Below are 19,459 nucleotides of genomic sequence, written 5' to 3'. Positions count from 1 at the left end.
AGTAAACCACAGGTAGCCTTTATGCTTTGTTTGTGCTCTTTTGAGAAGTCGTGTATTACTTGGGTTCTTGCTTTTTTCTGATAGGAATATTAAACTCTTTTTCTGCAATATCAATCATCATATCAAACAAAATCACTTTTTTATCTGCTCTGTCTGCTAAATATTCTGCTCTATTTTTCTGCTTTTCAAGTAATTTAACTTGATGCTCTAATTCTAAAATACGTTGTTCGGGTGTTTTAGACATAACTTGTTGGATTGTATATTGGTAATCAAAGTTACCCTGTTTTTTTAACCAAACTCGAACTGTAGATGCTGATTGAACTCCATGTTTGTCTAAAGCACCTGTTGTGGTTAATAATCCTTGTTCTATTTCTTGAACAATCTGGAGTTTTAAACTTAAACTATAATCCTTTTGTGTGCGTTTTTTGTAATTTGAATCTTGTGTTTCCATAATTAAATAATGTTAAGTGTAACACTATATTAGGACGAGACAGTATTATAATAGATAACATGTTGTTGGAGTTACTAATATTTTTTTTTAAAAATGTACTCTAAGCTATTTGTATTCTGTTTAGTTGTGAGTTTTCTATAGGGATACCGATTGGTTTTTTTGATATTTCTTGTTATCAATTATGGAATTGTAAAATTTTCTTATGCAGTCTTTATAAGACTTACTCATATACGTATTATACAATGTCGTTTTCATGTATTTTAATACACATGTATTATAAGCTTTAGAAGTTTGTTGAGGGTAGTAGTGTTTTATTATCCTCTCTTTTATAGTATATCTAAGCTATGTATAGTTCTGTGTGGTTTAAGTTTTCTAATTATGTACACAAATTTGTTCTTTTGAGGATACTTGTTACCAGCTAAGGAGTGTAATATTTCCTTATTCAGTGGGTAGAAGACACACTTATACACGTACTAAACAATGTTATTTTCATACAGTTTAGGTTGTTTTTAAATATTACATGTTGTAGATAACAGTTATTATATAAACAAAAAAAGCCATCACGATTATGATGGCTTTATAATAATTATGATAAAAAACTAATAATTAATTCTTTATAATTTTTTGTGTGTAAACCTGACCAGATTCAGTTTTTAAAGAAATCACATACATTCCTGCACTTAAATGTCCTATTTCAATCTTCGAAAGATTAACAAGACTTAATTGGTTCGTTTCTAAAACACGACCATTAATATCTATAATTTTATAAACTGCGGAACCAATATTTCTACTGTTACGAATATAAACTTCAGTATCGGCTGGATTAGGATACATGATAAAAATAGTTCTATTTTTATCATCAATAGATAATTGTGACTCTTCACAATCAACCACAACTCCGACGTCACCTACGAAAAAATCTGGAACCTGATCTTCTCTACTTTCTGATGACCCTTGTTGGGCAAGGTAGCCAACTCCTCGTCTAGCAAAAACGGTACGAATAAGACATTCGTTGGCACCACCATAAATAGCAGCATCAGCGGCAAGTATAGCATCTCTACCATCTACAAATCCAACATTACCACAGGTGCTTAGTTTTAAGCCATCCATTACTAATTGCATCGTCATATTATTACCACCAGTTCCATAATATAAATCTTGATCAAATCCATACTTGTCCACCATTTCCCAATACATATCCCATAAAATAGTTGCCCATACAAAACCGATACCATGTGGTACGGTTAGTCCTCTTTCTGCTTCAGGTAAATGTTCGTATGTATAATCATTGATTGCAAAGTCTGTAGAATATCTTGCGGGTCTAATACCTAGGCCATCTGTACCTTGAAATTGTACATAAGTACCTATACCTCTATAATCTGCTTCAACATCCGTTGATCTTGCCGTTGTAAATAATCCGAAAAAATCAGACCATCCTTCACCCATTTCTTCTTCAAAAGTAATACTTAAAAGACATGTAGAATTTTTTCTTCCACCAACAAGACGTGTTGAGATACCATGACCATATTCATGTGCTATAATCCCTTGGTCTAAATCACCATCTTTTTTTATTAAATCACTAGGAGGTCCATCATCTCTTAAAGAGGCTGTTATCGTTTCTGTTTCCATACGCTCTATCAAAGCTTCTCCTACTTCAAAAGAAACAGAAACGGCAGGAATCGTAATTTCAATATACGGTTCTCCACCACCATTAACGGGTCCGTCTTCTGGAGAGTTATTAACAAGAACAACACCGAGAGCACCATTCTCTTGAGCAAGTGTTATTTTTTCAACAAAGGTACAAGCACCTCTGCGTATCACTGCAATATTACCAGCTACTGCTGCTGCACTAGCGGCTGTGTACGCTGTACACCCGTCACTAGGATCAAGACTTTCTCCTGCAGTACCACCGTCATTAAGACCTGTATATGGAGTCATATCATCTTGTACCAATACTAAGGCCACTTCAAAAGGTAAGTTATCTGGTGTGTCTGTTCTAGGTATCGCATAAAAAGGAAAGCGCGATGCATAGTAAGAACCGACTAAGTCTGTATCTCCACTAGATTGTGCTGTTACATGGAAAAAATCTCCAAAAGGGCTTGCTCCCCATAAAAACATCTGCATTCTTGGTACAAAACTATCACCGAGTGCCCCAAAATTTGCATTGTTAATACCATCACCATCTTGAGCTTCAGCTCTTACTTCATCTCTATCCCAATCATTATAAATAGCGCCACCGCCTTCAATGTTATCAAATCTACCATAAGCGTTATCTTGAAAATTACCATTAGTTTCATCAAAACCATAGGCATAAGAAATATCGTGCATGTAATTGTTCCATACAAAAAGATTTACAATGGCTGCTTTTTGATACGTATGCGGGTGTTGACCTAAGTCTAAAGGATAATCGAAATTTAAACTACCAGGTGTTAGTTCTGTTGCAAAAGAAGTGCCATCACCTATAGGTCCATTTCTAAGACCTGTATCTTCATACGCAGAAACATTGTTTCCAAGTGTCTTTGTTGTACGAGCACCCTCAAAATCATGCCATCCAAAAGGTGAAGGAAGTGGAGTATCTTCTGGAAGTGAAGCAATTGCTGCAGGATCTGTAATTATTGCTCTTTCTCCATGAAAAGGGCTTTCAACTCCTAATGGATACGCATTGTAAGAAGAACCATCAATAGGCGTTACCATCATATTTGATGTTGAAACCTTCTTGATGAACTGAAAATTGTCTTTAGTTGCTTTTGCATTAATTTTAGTTGGCGTTTTGTATTTATGACTGTGCGTTCCGTGGTTTATAGGTGTAGCGTCTGTCACTTTTTTATCCTCGAAATTACAAGATATCATTGCATCTGCTTTGTCTTCGATATTCCCAGTGTTGGCGTTAATTTTTGTCACCCACCAATGTGAATTAGACTCTTTAATAACAATTTCGTAAACCATTATATATGTACCATTGTCATCTTTGAGGTAATATAAAGGTGCTTCAATAGCAGTATTAGCGAGCTCTGATTTTTTAATGTCTGTCTTAGACTTATAATCAACAACGTTAATCTTTTTTGAGTCAGATAAACCTAGAAGCGAAATAGCTTGATTAGCTGCTTGTTTAGCGCTCAAAGAGGCACTTTGTTGGGTGATTTTAGCACGAATATCGGAAACAAAAACATGGTTAAATTTAATTATTTGGTCATCCTTAAGTAATACAGTGGCATGAGTCTTTGCAACAGGTATGCCATATACCTCTTGTTGCAAGTACGCAACTTTGTATTCTTTATTAGATAATGTACCTACGCTAAGAATTTTAAAATCCGTGAGGTCTGTAGATGATAATTGTAAATCAGATAAATTTGTACTGATGTAGTTGGAAATAATTGTTTTGTTGTCTTGTGCGGATGACAAGAGGGTACAGCAAAATAGTAAAATTGCTAAAAAGTAATTTTTTTTCATCATTATGGGGGGTTAACGTTAAGTGAAAACAGTATTTATTTTCTGAATTTCAGGCCAAATTAACCATTATTAAATTTACAACTACGTTTTTTTTAAATTAAATAATTAAAATACAGATATTTACTATAGTTTTTTCTCTGATTATATTTTTTTATTTACTATTATTTAACTTTAAATTTGTGCAGATGTTATACGTGTTTCTATAAAAAAATTTAGATATAGAAAGGTTTAGGAGATTATTTGAAATTAATACTTTGTCAATATTTAGGAATTTATTGAACGTAATTTTTAATGGTTTGGAATAATGATACAAAAAAACCCATTAATAATAATTAATGAGTTTTTGTATTGAAATAATTGTTTTAGTTTACATCGCTACTAAATCTCCAGAAGCATCTTTAGAAGGTAATTCTGATTTCCCCATTAAATAGATGTCTACTTGTCTTGCAGCTTCTCTACCTTCTGATATTGCCCAAACAATTAAAGATTGTCCTCTACGCATATCTCCAGCAGTAAATATATTTGGAACGTTAGTTTGGTATTTTCCATATGCTGCTTTGTAATTAGAACGCATATCTCTTTCTAAACCTAATTTATCTGCTAAGGTACTTTCTGGACCTGTAAAACCAAGTGCCAATAAAGCTAAATCGCAAGGCCATGTTTTTTCTGTACCTGCTATTTCAATTAATTGAGGTCTTTGACCTGGAACCATTTTCCATTCTACATTAACCGTTTTTAAAGCCGTTAATTTTCCGTTTTCATCTTTAACAAATTCCTTAGTGTTGATTAACCAATTACGTTCTACACCTTCCTTATGAGAAGATGAAGTTTTTAATTGTAGTGGCCAAAAAGGCCAAGGAGTAGTTGGTGAACGATGTCCTGGAGGTTTTGGCATGATTTCGAAGTTAACAACCGATTTTGCTCCGTGTCTATTTGAAGTACCAATACAATCTGAACCTGTATCTCCACCACCAATAACAATAACATCTTTATCTGCAGCTACTATTTGGTCTTTTACTTTTTTACCAAATACTACTTTTGTTTGTTGCGTTAAGAAATCCATTGCTTGTACAACACCATCTGCATCAATACCAGGAGTTGGTAAGCTACGTCTTTCTGTAGATCCACCACATAAAACAATACTGTCAAAAGCTTTTAACTCTTTTACATCATAATTAACACCAACATTAACGTTCGTTTTGAAGATAATACCTTCTGCTTCTAGAATAGCAACTCTTCTATCGATAATTCCTTTTTCCATTTTGAAATTAGGAATTCCATAACGTAGTAAGCCACCAATTGCATCATCTCTTTCAAAAACAGTAACTGTATGACCCGCTCTATTTAATTGTTGTGCTGTTGCTAAACCTGCTGGTCCAGAACCAATAACCGCAATTGTTTTATCTGTTCTATTCTTTGGAGGTTGTGGTTTTATCCATCCTTCTTTAAATGCACGCTCTACAATATTTTTTTCAATATTTTCAATAGCAACGGGATCTTCAATAATACCTAATACACATGATTGTTCACATGGAGCAGGGCATAAACGACCTGTAAATTCCGGGAAATTATTTGTAGAATGTAATATCCATGAAGCTTTTTGCCATTCACCTTGATGTACCATATGATTGAAATCTGGAATTAGATTTCCTAATGGACAACTACTGTGACAAAAAGGAATACCACAATCCATACAACGTGAACCTTGTTTTTTTATTTCCTTTTCAGAAAGAGGAACTGTAAATTCTTTATAATCTTTTACACGATCTTTTACAGAAGTATATTTTTCATCCTGTCTTTCAAATTCTTTAAATCCTGTTACTTTTCCCATGACATTATGCTTTTGTTAATTCTTCAAACATTGGTTCTTCTGTTTCTAAACGTATCAACGCTTTTTTGTATTCAGTTGGCATCACTTTTACAAAGTTGTTTAGACTTGTATCCCAATCTGCTAACAATTCAGCACCTCTTTTACTATCCGTATATAAAACGTGTTTTTCTATAGTTGCTTTTAATTCAGCAGCAACCTCTTCAGAAATTTCTTCGAATTCAATCGTTTCAGTATTACAAAGACCGTTTACAAATTTATTTTCTGGATCATAAACATAGGCAATACCACCACTCATACCTGCAGCAAAATTTCTTCCGGTATTTCCTAATACAACTACTTTTCCACCCGTCATATATTCACAACAGTGATCTCCTACACCTTCTACAACCGCAGTTGCACCAGAATTACGAACCGCAAAACGTTCTCCTGCAATTCCATTAATATAGGCTTCACCAGCTACTGCACCGAACATGCAAACATTACCAACAATGATATTGTTTTCTGCTAAAAAGTCTGCTTTTGCGGGTTTCTTTATAATTAATTTTGCTCCGGATAACCCTTTACCTAAATAATCATTTGTATTACCATCTAAAATAAATGTTAATCCATGTGCGCCAAAAGCGCCAAAACTTTGTCCAGCAGAACCTGTAAAGTTGATATTTAAAGTGTCTTCAGGTAAACCTAAATGACCATAAATTTTTGAAATTTCATTACTAACAATTGCTCCAACAGCACGATTCGTGTTTTTTATTGGATATGCTAAAATCATTTTTTCTTTTCTATACAAAGCTCTATGAGAATCTTTTAATATCGTAAAGTCTAAAACACCTTCTAGATTATGATCTTGACTTTCCGTATTTTTAACTGTCATGCTTCTATAACCAGTTGGTCTGTGTAAAATACTTGATAAATCTAACCCTTTCGCTTTATAATGCTTAATTGCTTTATTTGCGTTAATTTTATGAGTTTGACCAACCATTTCATCTAATGTTCTAAAACCAAGTTGTGCCATAATTGCTCTTAATTCTTCTGCAATGTAAAAGAAGAAGTTAATTACATGTTCTGGTGTTCCTTTAAAGTTTTTACGTAACTCTTTATCTTGCGTTGCAATACCAACAGGACATGTATTTAAGTGACACTTACGCATCATAATACAGCCAGAAGCAACTAAAGGAGCCGTTGCAAAACCAAATTCTTCAGCACCCAATAAAGCAGCAATAGCTACATCTCTACCCGTTTTTAATTGACCATCACACTCTACAACAATTCTACTTCTTAAGTCATTCATAACTAAAGTTTGTTGCGCTTCTGCCAAACCAAGTTCCCAAGGTAAACCTGCATGTTTTAATGAAGTTAAAGGAGAAGCTCCTGTACCACCATCATAACCAGATATTAAAACAACATCTGCTTTTGCTTTTGCAACCCCTGCAGCAATTGTACCTACACCAACTTCAGAAACTAACTTTACATTAATTCTAGCTTCACGATTTGCATTTTTTAAATCGAAAATTAATTGTGCTAAATCTTCAATAGAATAAATATCGTGATGTGGAGGAGGAGAGATCAACCCTACAAAAGGTGTAGAATTACGAACAGCGGCAATCCAAGGATACACTTTTTCTCCAGGTAATTGACCACCTTCACCAGGTTTTGCACCCTGTGCCATTTTTATTTGAATCTCTTTCGCATTTGTTAAATAATGAGAAGTCACCCCAAACCTACCAGATGCTACTTGTTTTATTGCAGAGTTTCTGCTATCTCCATTTATATCTTTTTGGAAACGTCTTCTGTCTTCACCACCTTCACCAGAATTAGATTTTCCTCCAATTCTATTCATTGCAATCGCTAAATTTTCATGTGCTTCGCGTGAAATAGATCCATAAGACATTGCGCCCGTTTTAAAACGCTTTACAATATCTGTCCAAGGTTCTACTTCTTCTAATGGAATTGGATCCAGGTTATCAAACTGAAACAAACCACGAATTGTCATTAAACTTTCTGACTGTTCGTTGATTGCTTTTGCATACACATCATAACTTCCTTGATCACTTAATCTTACTGCTTGCTGTAATTTTGAAACTGTAGTTGGGTTGAATAAGTGGCGTTCACCATTTCTTCTCCATCTATAATCTCCACCAACATTTAAAGCTAAGTTTTTATCAATTTGATTTTCTGGATATGCTTGTTTATAACGCTGATCAATTTCTTTTTCAACTTCATACAAACCAATACCTTCTATTCTTGAAGCCGTATAAGGGAAATATTTTTCTACAAATTGAGAGTTGAAACCTACAATTTCGAAAATTTGAGAACCTCTATAAGAATGTAATGTAGAGATTCCTATTTTGTTCATTACTTTTAAAATACCTTTTCCAATTGCTTTGTTGAAATTATCAACTGCACCTTGCTCATCCATACCAGTAATGAAGCCTTCTTTAACTTGCATTCTGATAATTTCATTTACCATATATGGATTTACAGCACTTGCGCCATAACCAAATAATGTTGCAAAATGATGTGGCTCACGTGGTTCTGCAGATTCAATAATAATATCGAAATAAGAACGCTTACGTAAACGGTTTAATTGATGGTTTACAAAAGAACAAGCTAATAAAGCAGGTATAGGAGCAAGCTCTTTATTTACACCTCTATCAGAAAGAATAATAATATTTGTTTTTCTTTCTAACGCTTTTTCTATTTGAATAACAATAGCATCTAAAGCATCTTCAAGACCGTTTAAACCTTTCGCTTTTGGATATAAAATTTGAATTGTTTCTGCTTTGAAACTTTCAATATTTATGTTTCTAATTTTTTCTAAATCGGCATTAGAAATTACAGGGTTTTGAATTCTTAATTTTCTACACTGTCTATCAGTAATGCTAAAAATATTTCTATCTTTTCCTAAATTTAAACTGATGTCAGTTACAATTTCTTCACGAATACCATCTAAAGGTGGGTTTGTAACTTGAGCAAATAACTGTTTAAAGTAGTTAGAAATTAATTGAGGTCTGTCTGATAAAACAGCTAAAGGAGTATCAATTCCCATAGAGCCTAAAGCTTCTTTACCAACGATTGCCATTGGTGTAATTACTTCCTGAATATCTTCAAAAGTGTAATTAAATAAACTTAGACGCGTTTTAACATCAATAGATTCTATAGGACAGGTTTCACTTGTATAAGGAACCTCTTTTAAGTCTAAACGAGTATTATCTAACCATTCTTGATAAGGTCTTTCTGAAACAATTTTACTTTTTATCTCTTGATCTTGAATGATTCTTCCTTCATTCATATCTACCAAGAACATTTTTCCGGGTTCTAATCTTCCGTGTTCTTTTACATCTTCTGGAGCAACATCTACAACACCAATCTCTGATGACATAATTAAACTTCCACTTTTTGTAACGGTATATCTAGAGGGTCTTAAACCATTTCTATCTAATAAGGCGCCAATATAATCTCCATCTGTAAAAGGTACAGAAGCAGGTCCGTCCCAAGGTTCCATAATGCACGCATTGTATTCATAAAAAGCTTTACGCTCTTTAGACATTGTAGCATGTTTTTCCCAAGCTTCAGGAATCATCATCATCATAATTTCTGGTAATGAACGACCTGTATGCGTTAATAACTCAACAACCATGTCCATAGAAGCAGAATCTGACTTTCCTGGTAAAATAATTGGAAATAATTTGTCTATTTGTGGACCAAAAACATCACTTTTCATGATTTCTTCACGAACACGCATTCTACTCACATTACCACGTAACGTATTAATCTCTCCATTTTGACACATGTGTCTAAACGGTTGTGCTAATTCCCAAGTTGGCATTGTATTGGTAGAAAAACGCTGGTGCACTAATGCCAAACGTGTTACTAAATCTATTTCTTGTAAATCTTTATAATAAGGACCAATATCTTCAGGCATAATAATACCTTTATAGATAATAGTAGTTATTGATAAACTTGGAATGTAAAAATAGTTACTTTCAGAAATTTTAGAATTTCTTATTGTATGTTCTGCTATTTTACGCGCAGCATATAATTTAGCTTTAAAAGTAGCTTCGTCAATATCAGCTGTTTTACCAACAAACAATTGTTCTATGTTTGGTTCTGATGCTAAAGCGATTTCTCCTAATTGAAAAGAATCTACAGGAACTTCTCTCCACCCTAAAATAGCAAGTCCTTGTTCTTTTATTTCGTTTTCGAATGTACTTTTACAAAAATCATATTGATTGGTTACTTTTGGAAGAAAAACCATTCCAACAGCATATTCTCTTTGATCTGGAATAGGAAAATCACACACGCGTTTGAAATAAAGATGAGGAATATCTATTAATAAACCAGCACCATCACCCGTTTTTCCATCTGCACTAACACCACCTCTATGTTCTAGTTTTACTAGGATTTCTAGTGCGTCATGTATAATTTGATTCGTCTTTTCTCCATTCAAATTACAGATAAAACCAGCACCGCAATTTTCGTGTTCAAATTCTGGTAAATATAAGCCTTGTTTCTCCATTTTTTATTGAATTATATTGGCTAATTTAAAATTTTTATTAAGAATAACTCAGTGTTTTTAGGGATTTGGTATGATTTTTATGATGAAAGTAAAAAATGGCTATCAAAAATTTATTAATGATAATTAAAGTCTTTTATATTGTCAAATTCATAAAAACAGGAAAAAGCCTGTAAAATTAAATTTTACAAGCTTCTTTTGAAATTTATTTAAGAGATATTAATGCTCGTTTAGTCTAAAATCTGGATATGCATCCATACCGTGTTCATGTGCATCTAACCCTTCTAATTCTTCTCTTTCGCTAACTCTAATTCCCATTGTTTTCTTTAATGTGAATATGACGATAAATGAAGTTACTATACAAAAAAGGGCATAAGAAGCAACGCCAATTAATTGGCTAAGAAACTGGTCTAGTCCTGCAAGGTTACCAAAAAGACCCACAGCCAAAGTTCCCCAAATACCACAAATAAGGTGAACAGCAATTGCACCTACAGGGTCATCTAGTTTTAATTTATCAACGAAACTTACAGCAAAAACAATTAAAGTTCCTGCAATAGCACCAATTAAAATAGCATCTGTTGGAGACATTTGATCTGCACCAGCTGTAATACCAACTAAACCACCAAGAATACCATTTAAAAACATGGTTAAGTCTAAATTCTTATACATGATTGTAGAAACCAAAGCAGCAAGAACTCCTCCTGAAGCTGCGGCTAAACAAGTTGTCACTAAAGTTAAAGAAGTTAATGTTGGGTCTGCAGATAAAACAGATCCTCCGTTAAAACCAAACCAACCTAACCAAAGGATTAATACACCTGCAGTTGCTAATGGTATGTTATGACCAGGAATAGCTTGTGGTTTTCCGTTTTTGAATTTTCCTATTCTTGCTCCTAAAAGACAAACAGCAACTAAAGCAGCCCATCCACCAACAGAATGTACTAGCGTAGAACCTGCAAAGTCATAAAAAGGAGTTGATAGTTGATCTAAAAATCCACCACCCCATTTCCAAGAACCAGCAATTGGGTAAACAAAACCAACATAAATTACTGTAAAAATCATAAAAGGTAAAATTTTCATTCTTTCTGCTACTGCACCAGAAACGATAGTTGCAGCAGTTGCAGCAAACATTCCTTGGAATAAAAAGTCGGTCCAATACGTATATCCTTCATTATAAGCTAAGTCTAAAGTTCCTTCTTTTGTTAAAGGAGAAGAAAGACCAAATATAAAGTCGCCTAAATAGCCTGAAGCATTTGCACCCCAAGTTGGGTACATTAAATTAAAACCAACCAAAGCATATAGTAATAAGCCAACGGTAATAATAAAAATATTTTTAAATAAGATGTTAATTGTGTTTTTCTGTCTCGTTAAACCAATTTCTAAAAAGGCAAAACCTAAGTGCATAAAGAAAACGAGTGCAGTACAGATCATCATCCATACATTATTTATTGTTAATAATTCCATAATAAAATTTTGTACTATTTTAATTTAAAGTTTTTCCTCCTTTTTCGCCAGTTCTAATTCTGTATGCTTCTTTAATATCGCTTACAAAAACTTTACCATCTCCAACTTCACCCGTTGAAGCGGCTTTAATTATTGTTTGAACAGTGATTTCTTCAAAATCATCATTAACAACAATAGCGATGTGTCTTCTTTGTATATCACTAGTGCTATAGCTAACGCCTCTATAAACATGGCCTTCTTTTTCATTTCCAATTCCTGTAACATCCCAGTAAGAGAGAAAATTTACACCTACTTCATGTAGCGCTTCCTTAACTAATCTGTATTTAGATTTTCTGATAATTGCTTCTATTTTTTTCATTTTTAAATTTGTTTAATTAGTATGGTATTTATTAACACTCTAAAAATAGTAATTTTTTTTTTCAAGATAAAATCACATAACTCAATTGAGTTATGTGATTTTATATTAATACCTGAACTAATGTAAAATATTATTTGTCTTCAATATCTCTTTGTCTTTTTCCTGGGTAAGCGATAGAGCCGTGTTCAGAAATGTCTAATCCTTCGATTTCTACTTCTTTAGTTACACGTAATCCCATAGTAGCTTTTAAGATACCAAGAACAATAAAAGATAAACCAATAGCCCATGCAGCATATGCTAAAACTCCAATTGCTTGAACACCTAATTGAGAAGCGCCACCACCATTAAACAATCCAATAGCAGCATCTCCATCTACGCCCCAAAGACCAATAACTAAAGTACCCCAAGCACCTGCAACACCATGCACAGAAGCAGCACCAATAGCGTCATCAATTTTTAATTTTTTCTCTATAAATTCAATAGCAAACACTACAATAACACCTCCTATTAAACCAGCAAGTACAGCTCCACCAGCAGACATGTTTCCACAACCAGCAGTAATACTTACTAAACCAGCTAAAACTCCGTTTAATGTTTGTGATAAATTTGGTTTACCATACCAGATCCAAGTTGTAATTAAAGCACCTAACCCACCTGCAGCTGCAGATAAATTTGTTATTAATACTACGTTAGAAGCAGCAATTGCATCAGCGCCACCCCAAGCTAATTGAGATCCACCGTTAAAACCAAACCATCCAAACCAAAGGATAAATACACCTAAAGTTGCTAATACTTGATTATGACCAGGAATAGGTAACACTTTTCCGTTTACATATTTTCCTATTCTAGGACCTACCATAAATGCAGCAACTAAAGCAGCCCATCCACCTACAGAGTGTACAATTGAAGAACCTGCAAAATCAATGAAACCTAGTTTTGTTAACCAGCCTTCACCTTGCCATTGCCATCCACCTGAAATAGGATAGATTACAGCTGTCATTACTAAAGAGAAAATAATATAAGTAGTATATTTTGTTCTACCTGCTATTGCACCAGAAACAATTGTTGCAGTTGTTGCAGCAAACATTGTTTGGAAGAATAAATCTGCGCCTTCACCTTGAAATAAACCGCCCCAAAAGAACCATCCATTAGAGGTGTCTCCGTACATTAAAGAGTAACCTACTAGCCAAAAAGTTAATGAACCTACACAAATGTCTAGTAAGTTTTTCATTGCAATGTTAACTGCATTTTTAGATCTTGTCATACCAGATTCTACCAAGGTAAATCCTGCTTGCATTAAGAATACTAAGATACCAGCAATTAGCATCCACAGCATTCCCATATCTCCATTTACTTGTTCTAAAACTTTAGCAGCTTCAGATACTGTAGTTTCTTGAAATAATGTTAAAAATAAACTCATGTTATATAAATTTTTAGTTAGTAAAAATATTTTTTAGAAAGAGTAAACTGCAGCAATAGTTAAGCCTGATGCATTGTCTTTACCTCCTACAAAGATTACGTCATCTCCTGAAGTATCATATCTTACTTCTGTAATCAATTTTAAACTATCCGTTAAAGAGGTGTTTCCTGATAAAGTAAATGCAGTTATAGTTGTATCATCACTTCCAGAAGTTACTGTAAAAAACTCTGGTCTTAAACCTAATGAGAAAGTGTCTGAAAATGCATTCTGTAAGTATAAAGCGAATCCTTGGTAACCTGCATCAGCGTCATCTGAATTTGCATAAGCAGCGTTTATTCCTACGAAAAATGAATCAGATAAGTCAAAACCACCTGTGTAATCTAGGTATAAAACATCTTTATCTCCAAAACCATCTGCACCATACGCAAGGTTAAAGTACTGTCCTTTATATCCTGCTTGAAAACCTAATTGGTAGTCGTCTGAAGTGCTATTTGCGCCCTCTACAACTCCATGAGGGTTTGTTACTGCAAACATAAAAGATAGATCTTCTGAGGCAGCATAATCCATTTTTAAACCTGTATGAGAAAAAGGTCCTGCATTAAATAAATAAGATACAGAGTAGTTAAAGTTTCCTGCAGGAGAAATAACTTCATACCCGTAGAATGTATTAAATTGTCCTAAAGTAAATGTTATTTTCTCAGAAGCATTGTAGTAAGCATATAGTTGGTTAATTGCTCCTGTGTATGCATTTGCAGCATTTGCTCTTGGTCCATAAGTTAAATCTGCAACAATTCCTGCTTTTCCTTTTTCATAAGAGAAAATAGTATTAGCCATTCCTAAACCAAAACCATTTGCAGCAACATCTGATAAAATTCCAGTAGTACCAATATCTGAAGTTGATAAGTTAGTAGAGTAGTAAGTGTCTACAGTTCCGCTTAGCGTAAATGTACCCTTGTCTTCTTTTTCTTGTCCAGTTGCTACTAAGCTAGTTGCTAGTAGTAAAGTAAAAATAATTTTTTTCATAATAAATGTTCTTTTAGTGTTTGTTGTGTTATTTATTTAGTTGAACTGGGTCAAAAGTATATATTTAATTTATATAAACAAGGGGGTGTTTTTTAAAAAACGATGTATTTTATGACAGTACCCTTAAAAAAATAGGGGTAAAATTAAGATTAATTCATTTTATAGTTTTTTAGGGTATCTAAATACGAGGTATTAAAAAATGATATCTATAATTTTGTGATATTCATAAAAATGCACTTTTTTAAAAAAAAGATCAATTTGTTGTATTTTTGAGCCTATGAAATACCCGTTTTCTTATTTAATTAAAATCCAGTTCCTTGGTTTTCGCTTTTCTGGATGGCAAAAACAGCCAAACACAAAGACATTGCATGATATTGTTGATAAAACGTTGTCATTTGTTTTTGAAAACACCAATTATAAAACGATTGGAGTTGGTAGAACAGATGCTAAAGTATCTGCAAATACCTATTATATTAATCTCTTTACAAGGTTTGAGTTCGATGAAACTTCCTTTTTAGAAGATTTTAATAAAAACGCTCCAGCAGATTTAAAAGCGATTTCTTTTAATGAATTGTCAGGCGATTTTAATCTTATTAATTCTGAGAAGATTAAAGAGTATCATTACTATTTTTCTTTTGGTCAAAAAAATCATCCATTTGCAGCACCTTTTATTTCTGGCTTACAAGAAGATTTAAATATTGATTTGATGAAGTCTGGTGCGAAACTATTTGAAGGAGAGCACTATTTTCATAAATATTGCACAAAGCCATCTGCAAATACGATCTTTAATAGAAAGATTGATTCTTGTGAAATTATTGAGAATGATGTTTTAACGGCTAATTTTTTTCCTGAAACAAGTTATGTGTTAAAAGTAAGAGGGAGAGGTTTTTTGCGTTATCAAATACGTTTAATGATGGCTACTTTATTTGAGTTGGGTAGAGAAAATATAACATTACAGTTTATTGAAGACTCTTTAAAAGAAGATAACGATCAGAAATTTTTACGAAATGTTGCGCCAGGTTCTGGTTTGCAATTATATGATATTGATTTTAAAGTGTAGCTGGTTAAAATGCCTGCGCAAAGGATTGAAGCATTTGTTTGAGCTCTTTTGAGGCTCTGAAATTTATTCAGGCCGAGAAAAGCGAGTGCGGAAATCCTGACCTGAAAGGTTGCGCACAAAAGAAAAATCCACCTTTTAAAAAGATGGATTTTTAGGTACTATATATAATGAGTAGTTTATCCTTTGATAATTCCTCTAGAAATTACAATTTTCTGAATCTCTGAAGTTCCTTCGTAAATCTGCGTAATTTTTGCATCTCGCATTAAACGCTCTACATGATAATCTTTTACAAAACCATTTCCACCATGAATTTGAACCGCTTCTACCGTGTGTTCCATAGCAACTTTACTCGCGTATAGTTTTGCCATTGCACTAGACATATCGTAATTATTGCCCTGATCCTTATCCCAAGCAGCTTTCATAACTAGCATTCTTGCAGCTTCAATTTCTGTGTGCATGTCTGCTAATTTAAACGCAATTGCTTGATGATTGCAAATTTCTGTTCCAAATGCTTTACGTTCTTTAGAGTATTTTAAAGCCAATTCATAAGCTCCTGCAGCAATTCCTAGAGCTTGTGCGGCAATACCAATTCTTCCTCCAGAAAGTGTTTTCATTGCAAATTTAAATCCAAAACCATCTTCTCCAATCCTGTTTTCTTTTGGTACTTTTACATCGTTAAACTGCAAAGTGTGTGTATCTGAACCTCTGATTCCTAATTTGTCTTCTTTAGGTCCAATATGAAAACCGTCCAGTCCTTTTTCTAAGATGAAAGCATTAATTCCTCTGTGTCCTTTTTCTCTATCTGTTTGCGCAATTACTAAATAAACGTCTGCACGTCCACCACTTGTAATCCAGTTTTTTGTTCCATTAATTAAATAGTGATCTCCTTTGTCTTCTGCAGTTGTTGCTTGTGAAGTTGCGTCTGAACCCGCCTCTGGTTCGCTTAAACAGAATGCGCCTACAAATTCTCCTGTTGCTAATTTTGTTAAATATTTTTGTTTTTGGTCTTCAGAAGCATATGCTTCTAAACCAGCACAAACTAAAGAGTTGTTAACAGAAACAATTACGGATGCAGAAGCATCTATCTTAGAAAGTTCTTCCATAATTAATACGTAAGAAATAGCATCCATACCACTTCCTCCATATTTTGGGTCCACCATAATTCCTAAAAAGCCTAAATCGCCCATTTTTCTTACTAACTCATTTGGGAATTCTTGCTTGTTATCTCTTTCAATAACACCAGGTAATAATTCTGTTTGCGCAAAATCTCTTGCGGCATCACGTATCATGATGTGTTCTTCTGTTAAGCTAAAATCCATTGTATATCTTTTGTTATTTTCGTAAAAATTGTGTTCAAAGATATCGATTTCGTAACAAATTTTCAACAGACATTTGTTATTTTTACAAATATGAATAAAACATCCCTTTTTTCTATAGGATTAATGTCTGGTACCTCTTTAGATGGAATCGATTTGGTTTATGCAGAATTTGCTGTAAACAACTACATTAAATTTAAAATTTTACATAGTGAAACAGTTTCATACTCTAGAAAATGGAAAGAAACTTTACAAAATGCAATCCATTTTTCTTCGGATGATTTGCAGCGTTTAGATATTGAATATGGTGTTTTATTGGGGGATGTTATTAATGATTTTATTGATAAGTTTTCTATTGAAAATATAGATTTTGTAGCTTCTCATGGACATACAATTTTACATCAGCCAGAAAAAGGAATTACGCTACAAATTGGAAATGGACAAATAATTGCAGATAAAACAAAACAAAAAGTTGTTTGTGATTTTAGAACTCAAGATGTAAAATTGGGAGGTCAAGGAGCGCCTTTGGTTCCTATTGGTGATGAATTGTTGTTTGGTAATTATGATTTTTGTGTAAATTTGGGAGGGTTTTCTAATGTTTCTTTTAATAAAGAAGGAAAAAGAATTGCTTTTGATATTTGCCCTGTAAATATTGTAATGAATTTGTATGCGCAGAAATTAGGCTTTGAGTATGATGAATCTGGAGAAATTGCTTCTAGAGGAAAAATAAATACAGTGCTTTTAAATAAGTTGAATTCCTTAGATTTTTATGATAAAGAACCTCCAAAATCATTAGGTTTGGAATGGGTACAGCAAAAAATATTTCCTTTAATTGATTCTTTGGAAACGGATGTTTCATCAGTATTAAGAACATTTGTAGCCCATATTGCAATTCAAGTTAGTAAAGTTATTGCTAATAATAATTCGGTTTTAATGACTGGAGGTGGTGTTTTTAATCAATTTTTAATAAAATGTATTGAAGAAAAATCTAATATTAAAATTGAGGTATTAAATTCGGAAATTATAAACTTTAAAGAAGCGCTTGTTTTTTCTTTTTTAGGCTTGTTAAAGCTTGATAGTCAGGTAAATTGTTTAAGTTCTGTTACGGGTTCAAAAATGGATCATTCATCTGGTGAAGTTTTTTTACCAAGTGGGGTTCAATAATAATTTGAACAACCATTTTTTTACTGTAAGTTTGTAAGGTATCAACTTAATAATATTTAAAATTTATTTTTAATGAATCAGCTTTAACTTTTCCCCTGAAGGGGACTTTAACTCAAAATTAAAATTGTTTAAAAAAGTAAAAAAAAAGAAAGTTAATTTATTTAAATTTTTAGAATGAAAGAATTATTAAAAAAATACGAAAATAAGCAACCTGAGATTGTTTTTCACTGGAAAGATCAAGAAACTGAAGCAGAGGGTTGGACCGTAATAAACTCATTAAGAGGCGGTGCAGCTGGTGGAGGAACAAGAATGAGGAAAGGTTTAGACATGAATGAAGTACTGTCTTTGGCAAAAACAATGGAAGTCAAGTTTACGGTTTCAGGACCTGCCATTGGAGGTGCTAAATCGGGTATTAATTTCGACCCTAATGATCCAAGAAAAAGACAGGTTTTAGAGCGATGGTACAAAGCAGTTACACCGCTTTTAAAACATTATTATGGTACTGGTGGAGATTTAAATGTAGATGCAGATAAAGATGTAATTCCGATTACAGAAGATTGTGGTGTTTGGCATCCACAAGAAGGTATTTTTAACGGACATTTTAAACCAACTGAAGCAGATAAAATAAATAGAATTGGGCAATTGCGTTTAGGTGTGATTAAAGTAATAGAAGACAAGCAGTTTTCTCCTGATTTATCAAGAAAATATACGGTTGCAGATATGTTAACTGGTTACGGTGTTGCCGAAGCTGTAAGACATTATTATAACATTTACGGAGGTAAAATTGAAGGAAAAAGAGCCATTGTTCAAGGATTTGGAAATGTGGGTTCTGCTGCGGCTTATTATTTAACGCAATTAGGTGCTAAAGTTGTTGGAATTATAGACAGAGAAGGCGGTGTAATTAAGGAAGAAGGGTTTTCTGTGGAAGAAATGACTGCTTTGTTCTTAGCAAAAGACGGCAACCAGCTCGTTTCTGAAAGCATGATTCCTTTTGAAGATATTAATGAAAAAATATGGAGTTTGCCAGCGGAAATTTTTGTTCCTGCAGCGGCGTCAAGATTGGTGTCTAAGGATCAAGTTCAGCAAATGATTGATTCTGGACTAGAAGTAATCTCGCCGGGTGCAAATGTTCCTTTTGCCGACAAAGAAATTTTCTTTGGACCGATCATGGAACATACAGATACGCATTTAAGTTTGTTGCCAGATTTTATATCTAACTGTGGTATTGCTCGAGTTTTTGCCTATTTAATGGAGGCAAGAGTTGCGCTACCAATGCAAGATAAAGCAATCTTTGATGATACCTCGAATATCATAAAACAAGCATTGCAAAAAACGTTTAAAAAAAGTGCGTCAAAAACAAAAATATGTTCAACTGCGTTCGAAATAGCGCTTAAACAATTGATATAAACTAA

12 protein-coding genes are annotated in these 19,459 nt (G+C 33.5%); 3 read left to right on the top strand and 9 right to left on the bottom strand.

Annotation, left to right across the window (positions count from 1 at the left end; all coding sequences use genetic code 11):
* Positions 1-55: 55 nt before the first annotated feature.
* From BTO04_RS06655 to BTO04_RS06620, 8 genes are all read right to left on the bottom strand, one after another.
* Entirely contained in the window at positions 56-451 is a 396-nt protein-coding gene (locus tag BTO04_RS06655; protein ID WP_087563761.1) for a transposase, read from the bottom strand.
* A 606-nt stretch (positions 452-1,057) separates the two neighbouring features.
* Positions 1,058-3,901: a T9SS-dependent M36 family metallopeptidase gene (locus BTO04_RS06650; RefSeq protein WP_087563760.1), complete on the bottom strand. Its 2,844-nt coding sequence runs from the start codon at positions 3,899-3,901 to the stop codon at positions 1,058-1,060.
* A 367-nt stretch (positions 3,902-4,268) separates the two neighbouring features.
* Entirely contained in the window at positions 4,269-5,732 is a 1,464-nt protein-coding gene (locus tag BTO04_RS06645) for a glutamate synthase subunit beta (RefSeq protein ID WP_087563759.1), read from the bottom strand.
* A 4-nt stretch (positions 5,733-5,736) separates the two neighbouring features.
* Positions 5,737-10,248 (bottom strand): glutamate synthase large subunit, encoded by a 4,512-nt coding sequence (gene gltB, locus BTO04_RS06640; RefSeq protein ID WP_087563758.1) that lies wholly within the window; start codon positions 10,246-10,248, stop codon positions 5,737-5,739.
* A gap of 216 nt (positions 10,249-10,464) precedes the next feature.
* Positions 10,465-11,706, bottom strand: a complete 1,242-nt coding sequence (locus BTO04_RS06635; protein WP_087563757.1) for an ammonium transporter — start codon at positions 11,704-11,706, stop codon at positions 10,465-10,467.
* A 19-nt stretch (positions 11,707-11,725) separates the two neighbouring features.
* A complete protein-coding gene (locus tag BTO04_RS06630) occupies positions 11,726-12,064 on the bottom strand; it encodes a P-II family nitrogen regulator (protein WP_087563756.1) in 339 nt (112 codons plus the stop codon).
* A 130-nt stretch (positions 12,065-12,194) separates the two neighbouring features.
* Positions 12,195-13,484: an ammonium transporter gene (locus BTO04_RS06625; protein WP_087563755.1), complete on the bottom strand. Its 1,290-nt coding sequence runs from the start codon at positions 13,482-13,484 to the stop codon at positions 12,195-12,197.
* 33 nt (positions 13,485-13,517) lie between these two features.
* Entirely contained in the window at positions 13,518-14,507 is a 990-nt protein-coding gene (locus BTO04_RS06620) for an outer membrane beta-barrel protein (protein WP_087563754.1), read from the bottom strand.
* 277 nt (positions 14,508-14,784) lie between these two features.
* Between BTO04_RS06620 and BTO04_RS06615 the strand changes: the two genes are divergently transcribed.
* Positions 14,785-15,567: a tRNA pseudouridine(38-40) synthase TruA gene (locus BTO04_RS06615; protein WP_087563753.1), complete on the top strand. Its 783-nt coding sequence runs from the start codon at positions 14,785-14,787 to the stop codon at positions 15,565-15,567.
* 176 nt (positions 15,568-15,743) lie between these two features.
* On the opposite strand, the gene BTO04_RS06610 is transcribed toward BTO04_RS06615, so the two are convergent.
* Positions 15,744-16,886, bottom strand: a complete 1,143-nt coding sequence (locus tag BTO04_RS06610; RefSeq protein ID WP_087563752.1) for an acyl-CoA dehydrogenase — start codon at positions 16,884-16,886, stop codon at positions 15,744-15,746.
* A gap of 90 nt (positions 16,887-16,976) precedes the next feature.
* Between BTO04_RS06610 and BTO04_RS06605 the strand changes: the two genes are divergently transcribed.
* Positions 16,977-18,047, top strand: a complete 1,071-nt coding sequence (locus BTO04_RS06605) for an anhydro-N-acetylmuramic acid kinase (protein WP_087563751.1) — start codon at positions 16,977-16,979, stop codon at positions 18,045-18,047.
* Positions 18,048-18,221: 174 nt separating this feature from the next.
* Positions 18,222-19,454 carry a Glu/Leu/Phe/Val dehydrogenase dimerization domain-containing protein gene (locus BTO04_RS06600; protein WP_087563750.1) on the top strand — a complete coding sequence of 411 codons (1,233 nt, stop codon included), beginning with the start codon at positions 18,222-18,224 and terminating at the stop codon, positions 19,452-19,454.
* The last annotated feature ends 5 nt before the right edge of the window (positions 19,455-19,459 follow it).

It is taken from the genome of Polaribacter sp. SA4-10 (assembly GCF_002163835.1).
In the GTDB taxonomy this organism is placed as follows: domain Bacteria; phylum Bacteroidota; class Bacteroidia; order Flavobacteriales; family Flavobacteriaceae; genus Polaribacter.
The sequence above is the reverse complement of the archived record's forward strand: the minus strand, read 5'-3'. Positions and strand labels throughout refer to the sequence as shown.

Coding starts and splice junctions, on each gene's coding strand:
- BTO04_RS06655 (WP_087563761.1), bottom strand. CDS start 451: ATGGAAACACAAGATTCAAATTACAAAAAACGCACACAAAAGGATTAT.
- BTO04_RS06650 (WP_087563760.1), bottom strand. CDS start 3,901: ATGAAAAAAAATTACTTTTTAGCAATTTTACTATTTTGCTGTACCCTC.
- BTO04_RS06645 (WP_087563759.1), bottom strand. CDS start 5,732: ATGGGAAAAGTAACAGGATTTAAAGAATTTGAAAGACAGGATGAAAAA.
- gltB (WP_087563758.1), bottom strand. CDS start 10,248: ATGGAGAAACAAGGCTTATATTTACCAGAATTTGAACACGAAAATTGC.
- BTO04_RS06635 (WP_087563757.1), bottom strand. CDS start 11,706: ATGGAATTATTAACAATAAATAATGTATGGATGATGATCTGTACTGCA.
- BTO04_RS06630 (WP_087563756.1), bottom strand. CDS start 12,064: ATGAAAAAAATAGAAGCAATTATCAGAAAATCTAAATACAGATTAGTT.
- BTO04_RS06625 (WP_087563755.1), bottom strand. CDS start 13,484: ATGAGTTTATTTTTAACATTATTTCAAGAAACTACAGTATCTGAAGCT.
- BTO04_RS06620 (WP_087563754.1), bottom strand. CDS start 14,507: ATGAAAAAAATTATTTTTACTTTACTACTAGCAACTAGCTTAGTAGCA.
- BTO04_RS06615 (WP_087563753.1), top strand. CDS start 14,785: ATGAAATACCCGTTTTCTTATTTAATTAAAATCCAGTTCCTTGGTTTT.
- BTO04_RS06610 (WP_087563752.1), bottom strand. CDS start 16,886: ATGGATTTTAGCTTAACAGAAGAACACATCATGATACGTGATGCCGCA.
- BTO04_RS06605 (WP_087563751.1), top strand. CDS start 16,977: ATGAATAAAACATCCCTTTTTTCTATAGGATTAATGTCTGGTACCTCT.
- BTO04_RS06600 (WP_087563750.1), top strand. CDS start 18,222: ATGAAAGAATTATTAAAAAAATACGAAAATAAGCAACCTGAGATTGTT.